The organism is Ureibacillus acetophenoni (assembly GCF_900220965.1).
GTDB classification, from domain to species: Bacteria; Bacillota; Bacilli; order Bacillales_A; family Planococcaceae; genus Ureibacillus; species Ureibacillus acetophenoni.
Genome location: NZ_OBQC01000010.1, coordinates 58,020 through 75,878, shown reverse-complemented (window position 1 = coordinate 75,878; position 17,859 = coordinate 58,020). Strand labels below are relative to the sequence as shown.

At 34.5% G+C, this 17,859-nt stretch carries 19 protein-coding genes; 11 read left to right on the top strand and 8 right to left on the bottom strand.

Translation table 11 applies throughout. The features are described from left to right. Positions 1-139 precede the first annotated feature (139 nt). The 7 genes from CRO45_RS19930 (at position 140) to CRO45_RS13260 (ending at position 3,496) form a co-directional block, all read left to right on the top strand. Complete coding sequence (locus CRO45_RS19930; RefSeq protein WP_141400333.1) at positions 140-418, top strand: alpha/beta hydrolase; 279 nt, start codon at positions 140-142, stop codon at positions 416-418. A gap of 351 nt (positions 419-769) precedes the next feature. Then, positions 770-1,135, top strand: coding sequence for a DUF2089 domain-containing protein (locus CRO45_RS13285; protein ID WP_097150122.1), 366 nt, complete (start codon positions 770-772; stop codon positions 1,133-1,135). 11 nt (positions 1,136-1,146) lie between these two features. Beyond that, complete coding sequence (locus tag CRO45_RS13280; RefSeq protein ID WP_097150121.1) at positions 1,147-1,533, top strand: SHOCT-like domain-containing protein; 387 nt, start codon at positions 1,147-1,149, stop codon at positions 1,531-1,533. Between the two features lie 132 nt (positions 1,534-1,665). Continuing rightward, complete coding sequence (locus CRO45_RS20385; protein ID WP_328588631.1) at positions 1,666-1,833, top strand: hypothetical protein; 168 nt, start codon at positions 1,666-1,668, stop codon at positions 1,831-1,833. Positions 1,834-2,293: 460 nt separating this feature from the next. Beyond that, positions 2,294-2,572 (top strand): ArsR/SmtB family transcription factor, encoded by a 279-nt coding sequence (locus CRO45_RS13270; protein WP_097150214.1) that lies wholly within the window; start codon positions 2,294-2,296, stop codon positions 2,570-2,572. A gap of 79 nt (positions 2,573-2,651) precedes the next feature. Then, on the top strand, positions 2,652-3,035 hold the full coding sequence (locus CRO45_RS13265; protein WP_097150119.1) for a VOC family protein: 384 nt from the start codon (positions 2,652-2,654) through the stop codon (positions 3,033-3,035). A gap of 176 nt (positions 3,036-3,211) precedes the next feature. Beyond that, positions 3,212-3,496: a type II toxin-antitoxin system HicB family antitoxin gene (locus CRO45_RS13260; RefSeq protein ID WP_097150118.1), complete on the top strand. Its 285-nt coding sequence runs from the start codon at positions 3,212-3,214 to the stop codon at positions 3,494-3,496. A gap of 95 nt (positions 3,497-3,591) precedes the next feature. Here CRO45_RS13260 and CRO45_RS13255 read toward each other — a convergent pair whose 3' ends face one another. Beyond that, on the bottom strand, positions 3,592-4,371 hold the full coding sequence (locus tag CRO45_RS13255) for a hypothetical protein (protein WP_097150117.1): 780 nt from the start codon (positions 4,369-4,371) through the stop codon (positions 3,592-3,594). Between the two features lie 240 nt (positions 4,372-4,611). Between CRO45_RS13255 and mutT the strand changes: the two genes are divergently transcribed. Continuing rightward, positions 4,612-5,010: an 8-oxo-dGTP diphosphatase MutT gene (mutT, locus tag CRO45_RS13250; protein ID WP_097150116.1), complete on the top strand. Its 399-nt coding sequence runs from the start codon at positions 4,612-4,614 to the stop codon at positions 5,008-5,010. Between the two features lie 58 nt (positions 5,011-5,068). On the opposite strand, the gene CRO45_RS13245 is transcribed toward mutT, so the two are convergent. From CRO45_RS13245 to CRO45_RS13220, 6 genes are all read right to left on the bottom strand, one after another. Further along, positions 5,069-6,430, bottom strand: coding sequence for a M20/M25/M40 family metallo-hydrolase (locus CRO45_RS13245; RefSeq protein ID WP_097150115.1), 1,362 nt, complete (start codon positions 6,428-6,430; stop codon positions 5,069-5,071). Positions 6,431-6,601: 171 nt separating this feature from the next. Continuing rightward, complete coding sequence (locus tag CRO45_RS13240; RefSeq protein ID WP_097150114.1) at positions 6,602-7,684, bottom strand: hypothetical protein; 1,083 nt, start codon at positions 7,682-7,684, stop codon at positions 6,602-6,604. Between the two features lie 43 nt (positions 7,685-7,727). Continuing rightward, a complete protein-coding gene (locus CRO45_RS20500) occupies positions 7,728-7,967 on the bottom strand; it encodes a DUF7669 domain-containing protein (RefSeq protein ID WP_097150113.1) in 240 nt (79 codons plus the stop codon). 19 nt (positions 7,968-7,986) lie between these two features. After that, positions 7,987-8,271, bottom strand: coding sequence for a hypothetical protein (locus CRO45_RS13230; protein ID WP_097150112.1), 285 nt, complete (start codon positions 8,269-8,271; stop codon positions 7,987-7,989). Between the two features lie 140 nt (positions 8,272-8,411). Further along, complete coding sequence (locus CRO45_RS13225; protein WP_097150111.1) at positions 8,412-10,820, bottom strand: restriction endonuclease-like protein; 2,409 nt, start codon at positions 10,818-10,820, stop codon at positions 8,412-8,414. Then, complete coding sequence (locus tag CRO45_RS13220; protein WP_097150110.1) at positions 10,792-12,351, bottom strand: McrB family protein; 1,560 nt, start codon at positions 12,349-12,351, stop codon at positions 10,792-10,794. Before CRO45_RS13220 ends, CRO45_RS13225 begins: the two co-directional genes overlap by 29 nt. A gap of 147 nt (positions 12,352-12,498) precedes the next feature. On the opposite strand from CRO45_RS13220, the gene CRO45_RS13215 reads away from it, so the two are divergent. The 3 genes from CRO45_RS13215 (at position 12,499) to CRO45_RS13205 (ending at position 15,743) form a co-directional block, all read left to right on the top strand. Continuing rightward, positions 12,499-13,260, top strand: a complete 762-nt coding sequence (locus CRO45_RS13215; RefSeq protein ID WP_097150109.1) for a PDDEXK family nuclease — start codon at positions 12,499-12,501, stop codon at positions 13,258-13,260. Between the two features lie 235 nt (positions 13,261-13,495). After that, entirely contained in the window at positions 13,496-14,749 is a 1,254-nt protein-coding gene (locus tag CRO45_RS13210; RefSeq protein ID WP_097150108.1) for a DNA cytosine methyltransferase, read from the top strand. A 91-nt stretch (positions 14,750-14,840) separates the two neighbouring features. After that, positions 14,841-15,743 carry a hypothetical protein gene (locus tag CRO45_RS13205; protein ID WP_097150107.1) on the top strand — a complete coding sequence of 301 codons (903 nt, stop codon included), beginning with the start codon at positions 14,841-14,843 and terminating at the stop codon, positions 15,741-15,743. Between the two features lie 209 nt (positions 15,744-15,952). Here the strand turns inward: CRO45_RS13205 and CRO45_RS13200 are convergent, their stop codons facing one another. Further along, positions 15,953-17,854, bottom strand: coding sequence for a DUF1998 domain-containing protein (locus CRO45_RS13200; protein WP_097150106.1), 1,902 nt, complete (start codon positions 17,852-17,854; stop codon positions 15,953-15,955). Positions 17,855-17,859: the final 5 nt, after the last annotated feature.

The following is a 17,859-nucleotide window of genomic DNA, read 5'->3' as shown; positions in this document are numbered from 1 at the left end:
AAACAAGTGGAGTACCTATCTGCTCACTTTAAGTTAATCACTTGGGACTATCCCCTTCATAGAAAATACAGATCTTTTCAAGATTTCTCCTTCGCCAATGTAAATAAAGAACTGCTAGCCATTCTCGAACAGGAACACATTGAAAATCGTTTTAGTGGGACAATCCGCAGGTGGTTACATTGCCCAATCCTTTATTTCTGACCATGCAGATACGGTCATTGGTTTTATAGGAATTGGCACTACCCCCTTCGGAAATAAAAAATCGGAACTTTTCTGGATTAAACACTTCGCCACAATTGCAAAGTTTTACCCGTATAGTTATTACTGCAAAACGTGCGCAAAAGCGATTACTGTAACCGAAGAAGCAAGGAATAGTATGTACGAATCATTAATACGTTTAGGTAACAAGGCATGTTGAAAGCAGCGAGTGCGGTATACGGTGAGTTTTTGAAAATTGAGGATGAGGTGCAATTTAACTTAGTGAGCATGAAAATACAGGTTAAATAAAAAAGTACTGTGAGAGTTGGGCTGAAAAGACAGTTTTTACGAAGAAGGTTATTCCTAACTCCTCACATAATGCAAATTACGACAATTATGAAGAATTCAATGTACTGCTCCTTTCTTTTGCACAATCAATTATTCATTAATTAATAATCTTAATTCAGGAATTAATTTTATTAAACCTAAAATTAAAATAATTAATTTTTAGACTTTATTTTCTGAATATTCTGTTGTATAATCAAATTAACTTAAAGAAAGGAATTTGATTATGGCCTATCAAGTAATCACAACCTGTCCTGTCTGTAGCGAAACGTTAAAAATTACAAAATTGCAGTGTACCCATTGTCATACGACGATTGAAAATGAGTTTGAGCTATCAAAGCTTGCTTCTCTATCAAAAGATCAACTACATTTTGTGGAAGTGTTTTTAGCTAGTAGAGGTAGTATTAAAGAAGTTGAAAAGGAACTGGGGATTTCTTACCCAACAGTTCGAGGAAAGCTCAATAACATCATTTCAGCACTTGGTTATGAGCAAAAAAAGAAAAATGAAGTTGATGAGAAAAAGATTGTCACGATGTTGGAAAATGGCGAAATCACAGCAGAGGAAGCCATTAAACTTTTAAAAGATGAATAGGAGGAAAGTTCATGAAAGATGAGATTACAAAAGTGTTATCGATGGTTCAAGAAGGCAAAATTGATGCCAACCAGGGAGCGGAATTGATTCAAGTGTTACAAGAGAAAGAAGCTACTAGTAATACAATTGTTAAACCTGCTAAATATTTAGATAAGACATTAAAAGTTCGTGTAGTATCTGCCCAAAATGATAACGTCACAGTGAATTTACCTATCAAGCTTGTAAAAGTCGCTTTAATGGCTGGCTACAGCATCGCATCGACAATTCCTCAATCAGAAAAATACGTAAAAGACCTAGACATCGGGATCATTATCGAAGCAATTGAAAACGAATTAGATGGACAAATTGTTGATGTGAAATCGGCAAACGGAGATACCGTTGCAGTCTTCATTGAATAGCGGGTACGGCCTATGATGCGAGTAAAAGTTAGGTCAAATAAAGTTCGGCTATCCATCCCAATTCCATACGCGTTTTTTAACATTGCGATTTCCATTCTGTCTTCAAAGCGATTTCAGCGGAGAATTAATAAATTGATTCATGAAAATGCCGAAAGAAAAAAACAAGACGTTCCCTTTACCTTCCCACAAATAGACAAAAAAGCATTAAAGCCTTTCGCGAAGGAATTGAAGAAGCATAAGGGGCTAGTGCTAGTGGATGTTCGAGCGAAGGACGGGTCGGAAGTAAAGATTAAATTATAATGTATGTATGAGGTCCCCGCCCGGAAATTCGGTCGGGGTTTAAATTTATGCGCCTGATGAAAGTTCATGGATGGAAAATAAGCGGAATTTTTACCCTTAAGGTATCAATGAGTGCTCGTTTCGGGGTAAATAAGGGGAAATTTTACCCTTATGCTAAAAAATTCTGCTCTTTTTCTCGTTTTTCTAGTTAATAAGGGGAATTTCTACCCTTATATCGGTCATTTTTGGGACTTTTTATTAAATAAGCGTAATTTCTACCCTTATTGTCCCCTCCCCCGCATACAACATCGAATGAAACCTCGTCCGGAACTTAGGACGGGTTATTTTTAATTCGGATTTGAATTCAACGTTCTCTACCTGGGTAACCTGGGGCAGAACGTTTGATTATTTACCCTTGACGAGCAACTAAAAAGTTGCATATAATTGACGAGCAACCAAGTAGTTGCGTATAATCATAACTATGAATTGGGACAAAGACATTATATTTAAGGCTCTAGCTGACTCGACTAGACGTCTTATATTAGACGAATTATCAGAAACGAATGAACAGAGTTTATATGAACTTTCGGCCCGTCTGATAATGAAGCACAACATTTCCATTTCTCGGCAAGGGATTGCTAAACATATTTCCCTATTGGAAGAAGCAGGCCTTATCAATTCGGAACGAAAAGGAAAATATCGAGTACTACTATTCAATAACGAACCACTTAAAGATTTATTGAAAGGATGGGTAGATTAGTTTTTACAGTAATAGAAATTATGATTTCTACTTCTTGGAGAAAATCATCCGTAGCAACAATTAAAGGAGGCAAAACAATATGAATATTATTGTTACAAGTATATTTGTTCAAGATCAAGATAAAGCATTAGATTTTTATACAAACACATTAGGCTTTGTAAAAAAGCATGACGTTCCTTCAGGGAAATACAGATGGATTACTCTTGTTTCACCAAACAATCCGGAAGGTACCGAACTTTTACTGGAACCAGACGAACATCCAGCTGCAAAAGAATACCAAAAGAAGTTATTTGCCGATGGAATCCCAGTAACGATGTTTGGGGTTGAAGATATTCAAAAAGAATACGAGCAACTAACAGATCGCGGTGTAACGTTTACGATGAAACCAACTAAGATGGGGCCAGTTACTATCGCCATCTTCGACGATACGTGCGGCAACCTTATTCAATTAATTCAGCAGTAATAATTCGATAAAATTTAGTCAACCTCCCCTATTTTTGGGGTGGGGTTTTCTTTTTAATGCGAAAATAACAGTCGCATATTAAGCTCTTTTTATAAAAATACAGCCCAAGTCGTCGCTCCAATTATTGAATCCAAAAACATTGGTTATAATGTTTACGTACAAGGAGACGATGAACTATGGCAATATACAAATATTATTCCATTATTGATTGGTGCGAGGAAGATCAAACCTTTAATGTAGACTTTCCGGACTTAGAAAATGTAATTACAGATGGCGACACATTACATGAAGCCATCACAATGGCTGAGGATACTCTTGGCGTAATGTTGAAGTCAAACGAAGATGACAATATTCCTTTTAACCCACCGAGTCCCGCTAAGGAAATCCATATACCTGAAGGCGCTAGCTTAGTGCTGATTACGGTTGACACGGATGATTTTAGGGATGATGAGGAAGATTAGTGGAGTGAATCCGCGCTATGCCGGCGAATAAACAAGAAAGCATTGATTCCTTTTGGGATCAATGCTTTCGTAATTTCAGTAATTCATTTTAAATATTAAAGTTTCCCACCAAACGAACGCTCATCTAATTTAAATCCATATTCATTGTCATATTCGGTAATATATAACTTCGCTTTCCCGTCATTTTTATGGATTTCACCATCCATCTCGTACTCTTCAATAAGATGAACTAATACCGGGAAGAATTCTAAGCCATTTCGCTTTTTAGGCTCTTCTACTGGTATTTCAATGAACTCAAGTTCACTTTTTATTATCTTCGTTCTTCCTACACTGCTTTCCCAATCATCAATAAAATCCTCTTTTTTAACAGACGAGTCATTTTCAAAATAGATCATTTCGTACATCTTTTCTGCTTCGTTGGCTGAAGCTAATTCATCGAGGAATTCCTTTAATGCTTCTACATCAACATCAGCGGCAGTTATCGGTTTATCTACATCCCCAATATATGTAAATTCACTCTGGGAACCATCCATGTCATTGATTTTTAACGTGTATCCATCATCCTCAATTTTAAATGGCGTTACATGTTCACCCGTATTTAGGAAATTCATAACCAACTTATCACCTTTTATTTCAAATGTGCCACGTTTCTCATCATCAAATCTCGTGTGAAACACCGTTCCATCATACTCGAACACATATTTCTCAGTATATTGATCATTCGCCCATATTCTATAGAGCTCTTCAGGTGCCGATTGTTCAGTTTCTTCTTGAGTTGTCTCATTAGTGATTGTGCTTTCGCTGACTTCTTTATCTGAACAGGCTGATAAAATCAATAGCCCTGCAAATAAAAGCATCAATGTTCGTTTTTTCATTTTCTTTCTTCCTTTCACTAAAACAATAGTACTACTCAATTGTGACATATTTCCTAGATAAAGTTCACCCTAAGTTAAGTAGAACATTGCTCGTTCGTACATCGAATTGGAAAGAATGCACTAATCCTAATTGAACAATGTTTAGTATCTTCAAAAAAACACGCTCAATATGAAAGATGAGTTCAATGTTAAACTAGGTTAAAATATACTCATCAATTGAAAGTAAAGGTGAAATAAAGAATGAAAAAAACAGTCCACGTAGTCGGAGCAATTATTGAAAATGAAAACAATGAAATTTTCTGCGCATTAAGGGGGCTGGAAATGTCATTGGCAGGATATTGGGAGTTTCCTGGTGGAAAGATTGAGGCTGGTGAAACACCGGAACAAGCACTAGCTCGTGAGATCCGTGAAGAATTCAACTGCTCCATTGAAGTTGGAGATAAAGTAGAAGATACAATTTATGAATATGAAAATGTGATTGTGAGACTAGAGACGTATAAAGCGAAATTAATTGAGGGACAACCTGTTGCGGTGGAGCATGCTGATACGAGATGGGTGTCGCGCAAAGAAATAACAGGATTGAATTTTGCGCCGGCGGATGTGCCGGCGGTTAAGAAAATAGAATTTGGTAACTCGTAGAGAATAAAAGCTAGCAACTATATTTTAGTTGCTAACTTTTTTAGTTATTTCAAAGAAATTAACCTAATTTTCTCTGTCTCGGTCTAAAGTTTGCATTCAGAGTTCTACGTTCTAGGTTTCTTCTCATTAAACTCTGACTCTTCTCCATTAGTAACATTACAAATTCATATGTCCCGTAGTTTGCTTGAATATCAAGTGTTTCTTCACTTGTATGCTCATTATTGTAACCAGTAGATAGATTCACACTGTTGATGCCTTGCTCTGCCCAGATGCGTGTATCACTACTCCCACCAGGTACTGTTTGCCAACGCCCTGGATGTACAATTCTGCCGATTCTTTCAACTTGTCTAGCGAATTCGGCTGAACAGAAAGGAAGGTAGCCTCCACAAGATGTCACAATATCACCAGTGCCACGGCGATCGACCACGAATGCCATATCCACGTCCCAAAGGAATGATTTAGCTACTTTACTTGCTCCGCGCAACCCGATCTCTTCTTCCACTGTGAAAACAAATTTCACTGTTCCATTAAAGTCCGAATTTCGAATCGTTTTGGCAATTGCTAAAGCAACACAGACTCCCGCTCGGTCATCTGCACCTAACACCCCTTCACTGGAAGACCAAATGCTACCGTTTTTTAATATCTCACGGTCCTCTACAAAATCATAAACTGTATCTAAGTGGGCATTAATTAAAACTGTTGGGCCATTGCCTTTACTTATTTGAGCTAGCACATTTCCGTAATGGTCGACTTCAAGGTGATCGACTTCTTGCGTCAGATTTTGGGTCACGAACTCGCGAATCTGTCCCTCTTCTCCACTGACACCATAGATAGAAAGCAATTCTTCTAATAAACGATAATACTCTTGCTCTTTCAGCAATGTACTGTTCTTATCCATAATGTCATCCGCCTCTCCTTTTGACAATTCAGCTAAGCCACTCACAAACTTTGGCAGTTCATAACGTTCATTTCTAATTTTCACACTTCTATTTTCCAGTCGACATGTTAAACCAACATGTTCTAAAAGAAGTTTCGCTTTCCGCGCCACACCTACTGTTTCAAAGTAAACTTCTGCTCTGCGGCGGCCGTGTCCATCACAGCTATAAGTTGTGGAACAACCTAAACAATTCAACTGCATTACCAAACCGCGCACATAAATGTCTACGGTGTGAATTGCTAGCTCATTTGTGTGAAATAAACTCTCCCCTGTTGATTCAAAGAAATCTTCTAAAATAGTAATAAAATCTTCTTCCACCATTTCACCATGAAGGGTAATCCCACGTTGTTTTAACACGGCTACCACATCCATAAAGTGTTGCTGATTGTCTAAATTGGAATCAATACACAGAATCCCATCAACTCTTGCCTCAACTAAAAATCCGAAACGCACCATTAACTCGATAATTGATAATTTGTTCATTGAAAATCCGCTCCTTAGATTATGTGATCCGCCTTAATAAACGGTATAGATAAGTTATAGCACGGTGTCCCGGACAACATTGTCCAACACCGGTATATCAACACTTTCTAGAAACAACCGGATTTTTGAACGTAAAAAAGCAGCAAACTTTGCTCGTCTGCTGCTCAAGTATTATTCTTCTTCATCAATATTTAATGAAATAAAATTAAACTGTTCGGTTTCTCGATAGACATAAATGTAGTTATCAGTCAGAAGCTTTACTTTTGCGGCTTCTCGATTGGAACGGTCTAATTTAAATAATTCAAAGTCATCTTCATCACTTAATGGCTTGCATTCTTCATGAATTTGATCAATTTTTCGTCTAATTGTATCAGCAGTATTTCGTCCTTCTAACAATTCTTGTAGTCTTTCAACCGTAACATTGCCATCCTCTGTAATTTCTTGCATAATAACATGCATTAACCTTGATAACGCAGGTCGAAAATCTTTCGTTTTCCACTCACCTAATTTAATAAAGGTCGGACCTTCCACTTCGCTAATGAACAAACAATCCTCTTCTAACACTTCTTTATACCGCAAATATTCGGTTAAGGAGATGGCCCGTTTTTCACCATTCACAATGGCATAATATTGTTCACGTTCATTCATAACCATAAGTAACGCCTTTGTCATAGACCGTCCTTCAGTTTCAAATGACTCAAAGTCTGGATCAATCTGCCCCAGCTGCTCTAAACTATTCTTTAACAACTGGCCACCACAAAAGCCAATATACATATGAGCTTTAACCTTTTGTGCTTCTTCTAAGGGGTTCGTACAATTGGATTTGTTATGTATTCGTAACGCCTCTTCAAGAAAACGGATTGCCCGAGAAAAGTTCATCTCCTCCATATGAAAATAACCATATCGATAACGAACGACTGCATTATTCGGTTCATCCCTCATAATCTGGCGAAACTGATGTTCAAGTTCTTTACGCTTTTTCTCAATGATGGGTCTTTCAGAACTTCTTGAGTTATGGCCAAAAATTCGTTCACGTAAAGGGCGACTTTGGGGATCCACTTTTCTGAAATATTCCTGTTTCGAACTCTGAAGCCGTTGCATTCTCTCTTTAGCTTTCTTCTCATCTCTTTCTTGTGAAGCTATTTCAAGTTCACTCAAAACTTCATGGAATCGATGGTCTTCATTAGGCTCAATATTAAACTGTTTGCATAGCCGTTCATACGCGCGTTTAAATTTTTCAAGATCTTTGTTCATGGTGGACCTCCAAGTTCCTCTTAAGGATAAAACTTATGCACTTTTATTTTATTACTATATACTTTCCCTTCCCAACACGTTCAAAATCATTATATACAACCTGATGATTTCTTGGTGCATTCTTACAACACCTAGAGGTAATTTGTGTTCTTATGGTCGACTCTTTATAAGTAGTTCCTTTTAGTTTCATGTAATCTATTATTTCAGATATTGTAAATTCTTTATTATTTCGAATCCTAGTTATATTGTAAGCTGCATCCAGTATTTCTTCTCTACACCCCACTTATTTAGCCCCCCATCATCTAATATCGTTTAAAATCATTTAACTTCGGAAACTTCTTATGATTCCTAAATTCATAATACTTTCTAACAGCATTTTGATAAACACCATTTTGCTCGTTCATCCTCTTTGGGATTAGGGTTAATAATTCATATGTTTTGTTATCATCACAAACAATACTATCCAAGTTTACATTTAAATCTCTCTCAACTTTTAATGCCTTTGATATTCTAGACCTTACGGCTTTTTCCTTACTAGAAATATTTGAACTATTTTCTAAAAACTCTTTAAATGAAACTTCATCCATAATTATACATCCCCCTTTTCGATATAAGAATATCATAAAAAGTGTTGACTGTATCTTAGCAAATTCAGTGCTATCAACGGTTAATTAGCTATTGGAAGGTTAACAAAATAATAGAATCTACATATATAAAGAGCCAGCAACTAAATCTTAGCCGCTAGCTCACTTAAAACTTTAAATGTATTTTCTCTGATTTCTGTTAAAGGAATTTCTTCTATAGTCTCACCATACTCATGGAGTAAGGAATTACTTGTCCAAGTAAATATATGACCGCGCAGTTTGAAGGATACAATTCTAGAATTTCCTGATATTGTTTTCGTGTTCAATTTAATTTCAACATCCGTTGATTTTTCTTTTAGCATAATCCAAAGCTGACGTTGTTCATTCGAAGTAATTAACATTTCCGGTAGAGTCACAGCATCATTATAGACATGTTCTTCGATTAGAACCGGTTCACTAATTGATTGGTCATTTGCAATTACTGGATTGAATCGACTAACCCAGGCTTCCACATGGAATACAATATTGTTAGCTTGAATTTCCTCGCTTTGGATGACGCCTTCCTCTACTATTCCGTTTGCATTGGCTAAAGCAATTTTCTTAGCTTTTGCCCATTTCCCGGGTAGATTAATTTTTGCTACTTTCACTTTTCGTTCAATAATGATATTTTCAAATGAACCACTAACAGGAACAATCAACACATAATCTTTGTTGTCATCATACAAGAATTCCTTCGTACCCTTTGGCAAGATCCCCTCTTCTTGTAATTCATCCGCTGTTTTATTTAATAAATTATCAATAATCCCCTCAACCAATTTCGTTGCTTTCGGTAAGAATGGCAGACCACCAATATTCACCTTCTCAATACTTTTGTAGAGGTGGTGTTCTTCGTACCTATCTAAGTCATTCCAAGGGAATAAAACATAGGCACCAAAGGCAGTTCGTTCGTATCGGCCATCACTTTCTGCAATAATCGCATCGCGATAACGGTGCATGGTATTGATATCGTCTTCCATTGGTCCCGGCCCTGTTCGACTTTCGTCATTTCCAAAGTTGATACGATATTTTGCATCGAAAATGTACATATAATCATAGTCTCTACCAAGTTTTTCAATGATAAGCATTGTGTCAGGAATTTGCGTTACTGTGGCAGTTTCCTCTTTGCGAGTTGAATACTGATAATGAAGTCTAATAGTCTCCCCAGTTGTTTTATTACGGAAAGTTCTCTTAGCTCCGCCATCCAAATTCAAAGTTAAACCATCACTTTTTACCTCAATCAAATTATGTGATACATCCTCACACTTATCTTTCAGTATCTTACCTAGTTTTAAGAAAGTCCAATATTCATAGAGTAATGCAATATCTTTAATGGACATCTTGTAGATTTCACCAGTTAAGACAATCCCCTTTGAAAGGGTTGCATAGATTTGGTAAACATCACGATATCCTGTAGCCATCTGTAAAACAACACTCATGACAGACCGGTCTAACCTACCAATATTTTTCCAAAATGGCTTCTTTAATTTCTTTGAGATTGTATCCGTCATTCTATTTAGGATATTGATAACCTCTTCATCAGGTTTTGAATTAAACTTGTATTTTGCCTTTTGAATACTTTGGGATAACGTTTCGATTCGAATAGAAAGCCGTTCTAAGGTCATTTTTACATAACGATTTTCGTGTGTATCATACGTATGTACCTTTTTAATAAGCAGCCCTTTTTGTGGCATCATCTGTCTACCATTTAGATGAATACCCTTCTCCACTTCGACAAACAAACTCGCATTTTTTCTTAAGTAAGCTCGTCCAACAGAGTCCTGCTTCCGCAAACGATCCCCACGTACTTCTTCATAAGTTGTTTCTAATCTTCTATGTGGCTTTTGCTCAACAAAATTCACTGCCTTCATATAATCATCGAAATTTTTTTCTAGCAGTCGATAGAATTCCACACCAGTTGGCTCTTTATATACTTTTTCTGAGCCGGTTAAATATGTTCTTCTCAAAAAGTCATAAGCAAGATTATAAACGATATCACTTACTTCATCTAATAACGCTTGATAATCTTTTTTATAATCTAACTTAGTAGGATAGACCTCAATGACAACGGAAAGTAACGTGTTTCCGTGTTCATCTCGAATTTCGAAATTACTAAAGCCAACTTCATTCTGGAAATGAAGAGTACCACTTAATATGTTTGTTTTCAAAACAGGACGAACGGATTTTTTAAAACCCTCGTATTCATGATGAAATTGAATCTTCTTATCTTTTAGTGGCATCACTTGCACTTCATATCTTCCATTTTCAAAGAAAATAGGTAAGAAAGCTTGGCCAGTTCGTTCAACCAATTTCATACTCTGGATATCGAAAATTTCTACTTGTGCATTTTTAGAAGTACTTGAATACATGGAATCATTATTTTCGATAAAGGATTTATAACTTTCTTGCCTGTAACGGTTTAAATCAAGGTCCCCAGAAATCACTAAGTAAAGATCATCGGTTTTGATCGTTAGCAGTTGTTCATTTTTAAGCATTCCAGAAGGATACGAAACCATCAATTTTTACCCTTTCTAACATTTGTTCCACTTTCGCTTTACTCTTTGGATACTCTTTTAATTCACTTTGTAATTCTTCTAATACCGGCTGCACTATATTTTGTGTACCACCTATTCGTGGAAGAATCTTTTGCATAATACAGAAATCCATCGCTTCAGTTTCTGTTAACAGCATTCCTGCTTCCGTGTTATGCGCCATGTAGAATGAAACCTCGTCTCGAACACGGTAACCAACCTGTGCATAGATAGGTTCCAATTGTTTATTAATTGTATTTATGATCTCTGAAACTTTTCGAATCAGCGCTTCATGAGTTTGGAATGCATCTTTCAAATGAATGTAGGTAGATTCAAGTACATCGTTTGAAACTGTAAGTGGCTTATCTGATTCACCTGACTCATTAACCATCATGGAATCAAAATTTAATAAGTCAATTTCATTAAATTCAATGGTATTAGCACGATCCAAGACCTTCTTACTGAATGGATGTGTTGTTTCATCCATATTCACGGTACCAATGATATACAAGTTACCAGGTAACGTTAGATCTTCGTTATACTGTGGAAGCAACGGTGAGGATGTAAAATTCCCTTCCTCATCTTTTTTACGACTCTCCATTACACTGAGGACATCACTAAAGTAATACTCAACACGAGCCAAGTTCATTTCATCTAATAAAACAAAATGCGGTAATTGAGGATTAGCTAATGCGTTTTCAACCATTTCAGTCAATGGACCTTTTATAAAATCCCCTTTAATATCTCTGTAGCCAAGTAAATCTGAACTGTCGCTCCAATCAGGACGGATTGAAATTAACTTAAATTGACCGTTTTTCTCTGTTGCTCCAATCGCTTCGGCAAATAATTGAACGATTTTTGTTTTACCAGTGCCTGAAATCCCGGAGATTATAGCAAATGGTTTTGAACGTAATGACAGATAGAAATTTTTAATATCCTCTTCTGAATAATTAAAACCTTTAGCAATTAAGAAGTTATTTATATGCCTAATTATTTCACTGTTATCTAAATCATCTAAAATCAATTCTTTTTCATAACTAAAATCACTATCAACTTCACCAGAATATGCACTAATAGATTTTATAAACTTATCAACATCTTTTTTCAAATTTTCTACATTTGAATATTTCATGCTATATAAAACGTTTTTATTACTAAGATTAAAAACTGTAAAAAAATCACCAATTGAAATTATATTAAATTTCCAATGATCTCCTCCTGTTGATGTAGATTTCATATCTTCTTTTCTCATCATTTGAGTAGTAAAGTCATTTAGGTCTGCAATTAGAAAGTAGGTATTATGACGAAGCAATAAAAGGCCCTTTTTTTTGCTGTTATAGAATCTCTCTATATTAATTTTCCTTAAATCAAACCAGTTAGATCCATTTTGTATTGAAGGGGAAATTATAAATAACTCTTCATTTTGAAAAACAACTTCTGCACCTTTTCTATCTACCTTTAATTTCTCCTTAAGTACATCAACATTTACATTACCTACCTCAGAGCTATATGCCATTAAAATTCATCCCCTTTTGCATTTCATTTCTATTTTATTAGGGGAAAAAAGGATACTTCCCCACTATTTAAAATATTGCCAACAACCCTCAATAGAACTCTTTTATGATACTATTATTTAATATAGTGTTAATTTGGAGGTAGATATATGTTTGAAATTAATTCACCAGAATACATTGAATTCTGGGAAAATGAGTATTTAAAACAAATATACCACGTCTTGAGTATTGACCTGGAAAAAATGTTAGATGGGTTTAGCACTAAAGAGGAAATACGCAATCAGTGGGAACAATATTTAGGACAAGAGACTTCCGATTTCGCTGTAGGATCTGAACGAATATTTTATTGGTTATTCAACCAATTCGGACAGCCAAACTCATCCCCTATTGGATCTGATATGTTCTTTGAAACTTATAATGCTTATGTACACATAGATATTAAAACAGTAACAACAGATAATATTGGAGATATTACTAAAAATATTTTCGTTGGTGATAATCAAAACAGTTATGAAGGTTTTATTAAAGTAAGAGGGAAAGAGGATCGTCCCTATAAAGGTAACCTACCACCTATATACAGAAAAACAGATGGTACTTTAAAACCTTGTTTTACTTATTTTATATGTATTTTATACGATAAATCTGGCGATATTCATATGATTCATTTAACTTGTATGCCAAATGGAATTCTAAAAGATGTATATAATGACGAACCTTTAGTGGCAGGTAAAAATCCTGGTAAAATTCGTTTTAATTATACAAAATGTCATCAGTTTAAGCTTCTGAATAATCAAAGTCGCTTAAAGATAATTCTTTGGAATGAAAACATGCCTGAGGATATTAATAATAAGATTAAACATATTAAAGAATTAGTCGGTCCGGATAACATTCTTTATACAAAGAAAATATAATTTTGTATTTGTTAAAAAACCCGATTAAGATACAATTCAGTTGTATCCATAACGGGTTTTATTATCTATTTAAATAAGTTGAAAATTTACTGATTTAGTTGTAAAATAAGAACAAACGTTCCCGCCTAGTGTTTTTCAGTTAACATTTTACTTATCATAATCTCAGTTTGCCTATGTTGCATTTGCGGTCAAATTAATGTATTATAGAAAAGTAAATAGAAAAGGGTGAATAAATATGCCACAAAAAACACTTATCACACTATTTTCTGGAGCCGGAGGTATGGATTTAGGATTTAAGAAAGCCGGATTTGATATCTTATGGGCCTGTGATTTTAATAAAGATGCTGTAAACACATATAGAAAGAATATTGGAGATCATATAGATCTAGTTGATATAAAAACTGTAGATTCAAAAGATATTCCTGGGACTCCAAAAGAAGTGGACGTTATTATTGGCGGATTCCCCTGCCAAGGATTCAGTGTTGCAAATAATAATAGAAGCATGAAAGACGAGAGAAATTTTTTATATCTCGAAATGCTTAGAATTATTAATGATAAACAACCAAAATTTTTTGTAGCAGAGAATGTAAAAGGTCTAATTTCCATGGCTGGTGGAAAAGTTATTGAGATGATTATTGAAGACTTTAAAAAGATTGGTTATAAAGTAGAATATAAATTACTTAATGCTGCAGATTACGGAGTACCTCAGGCTAGAGAACGTGTTATCATTATCGGAAATCGTATTGGAGCAGAAAATATTTTCCCAGAGCCAACACATGCAGATTTATCAAAAACTACAGATTTATTTTCATTCGAAAAAGAACTTTTACCCCATATTACCGTCGAAGAAGCTATTGGCTACTTAGCTGACGTTGAAATTCAAAATGGTAAAACGAGTGAATATGTACTAGTTAATGGCGAAAAAATATATAATCATATCGCTTCTACTACAGTTCACGACACTTTCTTTGGAAGAAAATATGAAGTAGATCAAGCTGAAATTTGTGATTACTTAAAATACTGGCGTAGCAAATCAGGTTGGTCAACTAAAAGAATTGATGAACATTTTGGTTATAGACATACTGCCGGCCATTGGTTTAGAAAAGATAATAAATCAGGAAGCATTCCTAAACCATCAGATTGGTGGGAATTAAAAAGGCTTCTTGGTTTCGACGATAAATACGATGAGGTTGTTACTACATTTGTTGAAAAAGAAATTAAATTTGAACAATCACTACGTATAACAAACTGGGATCGACCAAGTGATACAATAACTGCAACTTCTCCTGAAATCCATGTGAATCGCCAACGTAGATTATCTGCACGTGAATGCGCAATTCTACAATCGTTTCCAAATGATTTTATTTTTACAGGAAGTTTAAACTCAATGTATAGACAAATTGGGAATGCTGTTCCAGTATTATTGGCAGAGAAAATTGCAACGAAGATTGTTGAACAAATAGAAACTGTAGAATTGGTGACTGTATAAATTATAAGCTCTCGTCTTACGGCGAGAGCTTATTGTATTTATTTGGAAGTAATGTTAATGTATATGTAAATATTTCTTAAAGGAGAATTACATGGAGCAGCTAAATAATCTAGAAAAATACTATTATTTTAAACTCAAAGAAATACTAGAAAGTAACGGAACTACCTTCTTTAAAAATCTTACCTCACAATTCCTCTTTAATGATATTGAAGAAACATATTCAGGGAAATCTGCTGTAGCAGATGTTATGGAAAGAGTTGTTCAAACTATTATCAGTAACAACACTGATTGGGAGATTTTCTCTCACCCAGCAAGTTCGGACAGTTCATTTCTTACACCAAAAGCCGTAATACATATAGATTGTAAATCTACACTTGATACCGATCAAGATGCTATAGGACACAAGGTAGATTTAGGAAAGAATCAAACGTCATATGCTTCAATTGATCCAATTGACTATCTAGGTACCCCTTTTAAATCTAATTTACCCACTGTATATGACCATCAATTATATGGAGAATTATATACACTAACTTACATTGTAAAACTAGTATATAACTTAGATAGTGGTATAGATTCTTTACGGAACTTTGAACTATACCTTTGTTCAATTCCAAATGGTTTAATGCGTGACGAGTTAGGTTTAGATTTTGTACAGGCCGGTAGGACAATGATTAGACCTTTCTTTACTACCTTGGATAATGTAGAATATACTAACCTTTATAATACTTTAAATTCTACAGAAAAAGCCATATTTGATCAAAGTTATCAACAAGATTCTAATAACAATTATCTTTTACACGATTGGTTATTATTCAATGCAAATAGTTTAGATGAAACCAAAAAGGAAGTAAAAAAGCAATTAACCAAAGTATATAAGGATAATAGGATAAATCAACAAAGAGAAAAACTAAGAATAAATTTTAATGATATGCAAATAGACAATGATAACGAATATAAATGGAATAGATATGAGTTATTATCGTTAAAATAACACAACTAGACATTATAGGTCTATGGATAGTTAATTATCAGTACTAAAAAAATACTAAGCTAAAGCTTAGTATTTTTATTATTCCCCTCTTCTTTATAACGGTTCAATATCCTTCTCTATTTATATACATTCTAGGTACTCTACTCCTGATGAAAAAGATGACTCAGAAAAAACCAAGTCATCTTGTAACCAAATTCAAATTCCTTATACTAGTTTTTCTCTAATTCATACTCCCAGTAACCATAAACTCTCTTATTATCATCATAAATGTTTCCGATAAGATAAGCTCGATTTAGATCTTTATTAAAATGTTCACAGGAAATTTCGTTAATGTTTATACATCCTAAACAAGCGCCTTTATCTTCTATACAAATTGGATCATAAAGGCAATTGTCTGCATTTTCCAAACTATTTATTAGCCATTTATCTAAAAACGCTTCATACAAATTAAACATTGCCCCCAATTTAAACCCTTGAGCATTATGACAATAAATAAATACTGACGGTATTGCAGGGAATATATATTCTGAGATGGAGTCGATGCCTAAACCACATAATTCAGCTGCTTTTTTCATCAATAGATGTGAAATTGTATGGATTAAGGTATATACATGCTTAGTCACCTTGTATTGTTCATCTATTTCTTCATGTCTGTTAATAACATTAGGATTTATATGTGTTAGGAACCAGGCCTTAAGAGCTTGATCATCATTAAGGTCTTCTGGTACATTGAATGCATCTCTATTGATAATTTTATTTTGTAATAACCACTCTATAATTCTCTTTCTATCAAATTCAAACAAAATTCCCTCAGTTTCTAATTTTGTACCGTATATAGGTTTTTTTGAAGTGTTTTCTAACTCCCTATCTTTTGGAAAACCTCTTAATTTTACCTTAGTTGGACTAGAGTTTCTTCTAACGTATCCATAGGATGAGAATAACATTGGTACACCAGAACACGCCTGCACATTAATGAATCCCTGTCTCTTAACTACCTCTCTAAATTCATCAGGTTTAGATGAAGAAGATAATATTTTAGCCTTTTCGATCGCGTCTTCAATTGTTGAAACAGACTTACTATTCTTAACTGCATGATATTCTAATAAATTTAAAGAATTTTGATATAGTTGTTCTGATGTTGTATGAATAAAAGAATTTACCTTTGACTCAATTTCATCTAATTTATTATCAGGATTATTAACTTTCAATGCGTTTTTCGCGAATGTTCTGGCTGAATCCTCATCCATACCATAACTAATAAATTCAGCTATCTTTTCATTTAATAAGGTTTCAAAGTCTTTATTATCTCTTTCTTCTTCAACTTGATTAATAATTTTCCTAACTTCCTCAAGATCAGATATTCCTAGATAATTTGCATGTATTAATTTTTGTACATACTCCTTTTCTAAGTATCTTTCTTCTGGGTCCTGTTTGAATACATGAGTAGTGGTTTGGTCTGATCGAATTAGATCAATCATTGCTAATGTTTTTGGAATATAAACATCAGATTGTCTAAATGGTGAAAGCATTAATCTAGTTTTGCAATCAGGACAGAATTTGATTAAAGGTTTTTCTTGTCCACATTCGTTACATATCCATCTTCTTTTACTTAACTCTTTATGATCTTTAAATTTCATATGTTTAAAACCATGCTCTTTATTTCCACATGGGGAGATTTGAATAGGACCAGCCCATCCACATTCACAAGCATACATCAGATCAAATTGCTGTAGTTTACCTGAGCATTTTTCACAGCAATACTTACTTTTAGTTTTCTTTTTCATTTGTTCTACATTTTGATAAGAATAACCACTTTTACATCTTTTGCAGTAGAATGTTAATGGATTTGCTTCAACGTAGATATATTTGGGTTCCATTATCTCGTAATCTTCTTCAGATAGAGTATCTAAAAAGCCACTTTTATTAGAAAAAACTTTTATTTCATTCTCTATTCTTTTTATTAGTCTTTTTTTATTTATTCCATGTAATGGTCTAGAATCCCACTTTGTTACTTTAGCAACTCCATTTCCCGAATCAAAATCAATCCAATTCTCAGGAAGATATCTAAAAAGTGACTGAAGTATTCCTCTAGACATTGTAATTTTTGCCATCTTGA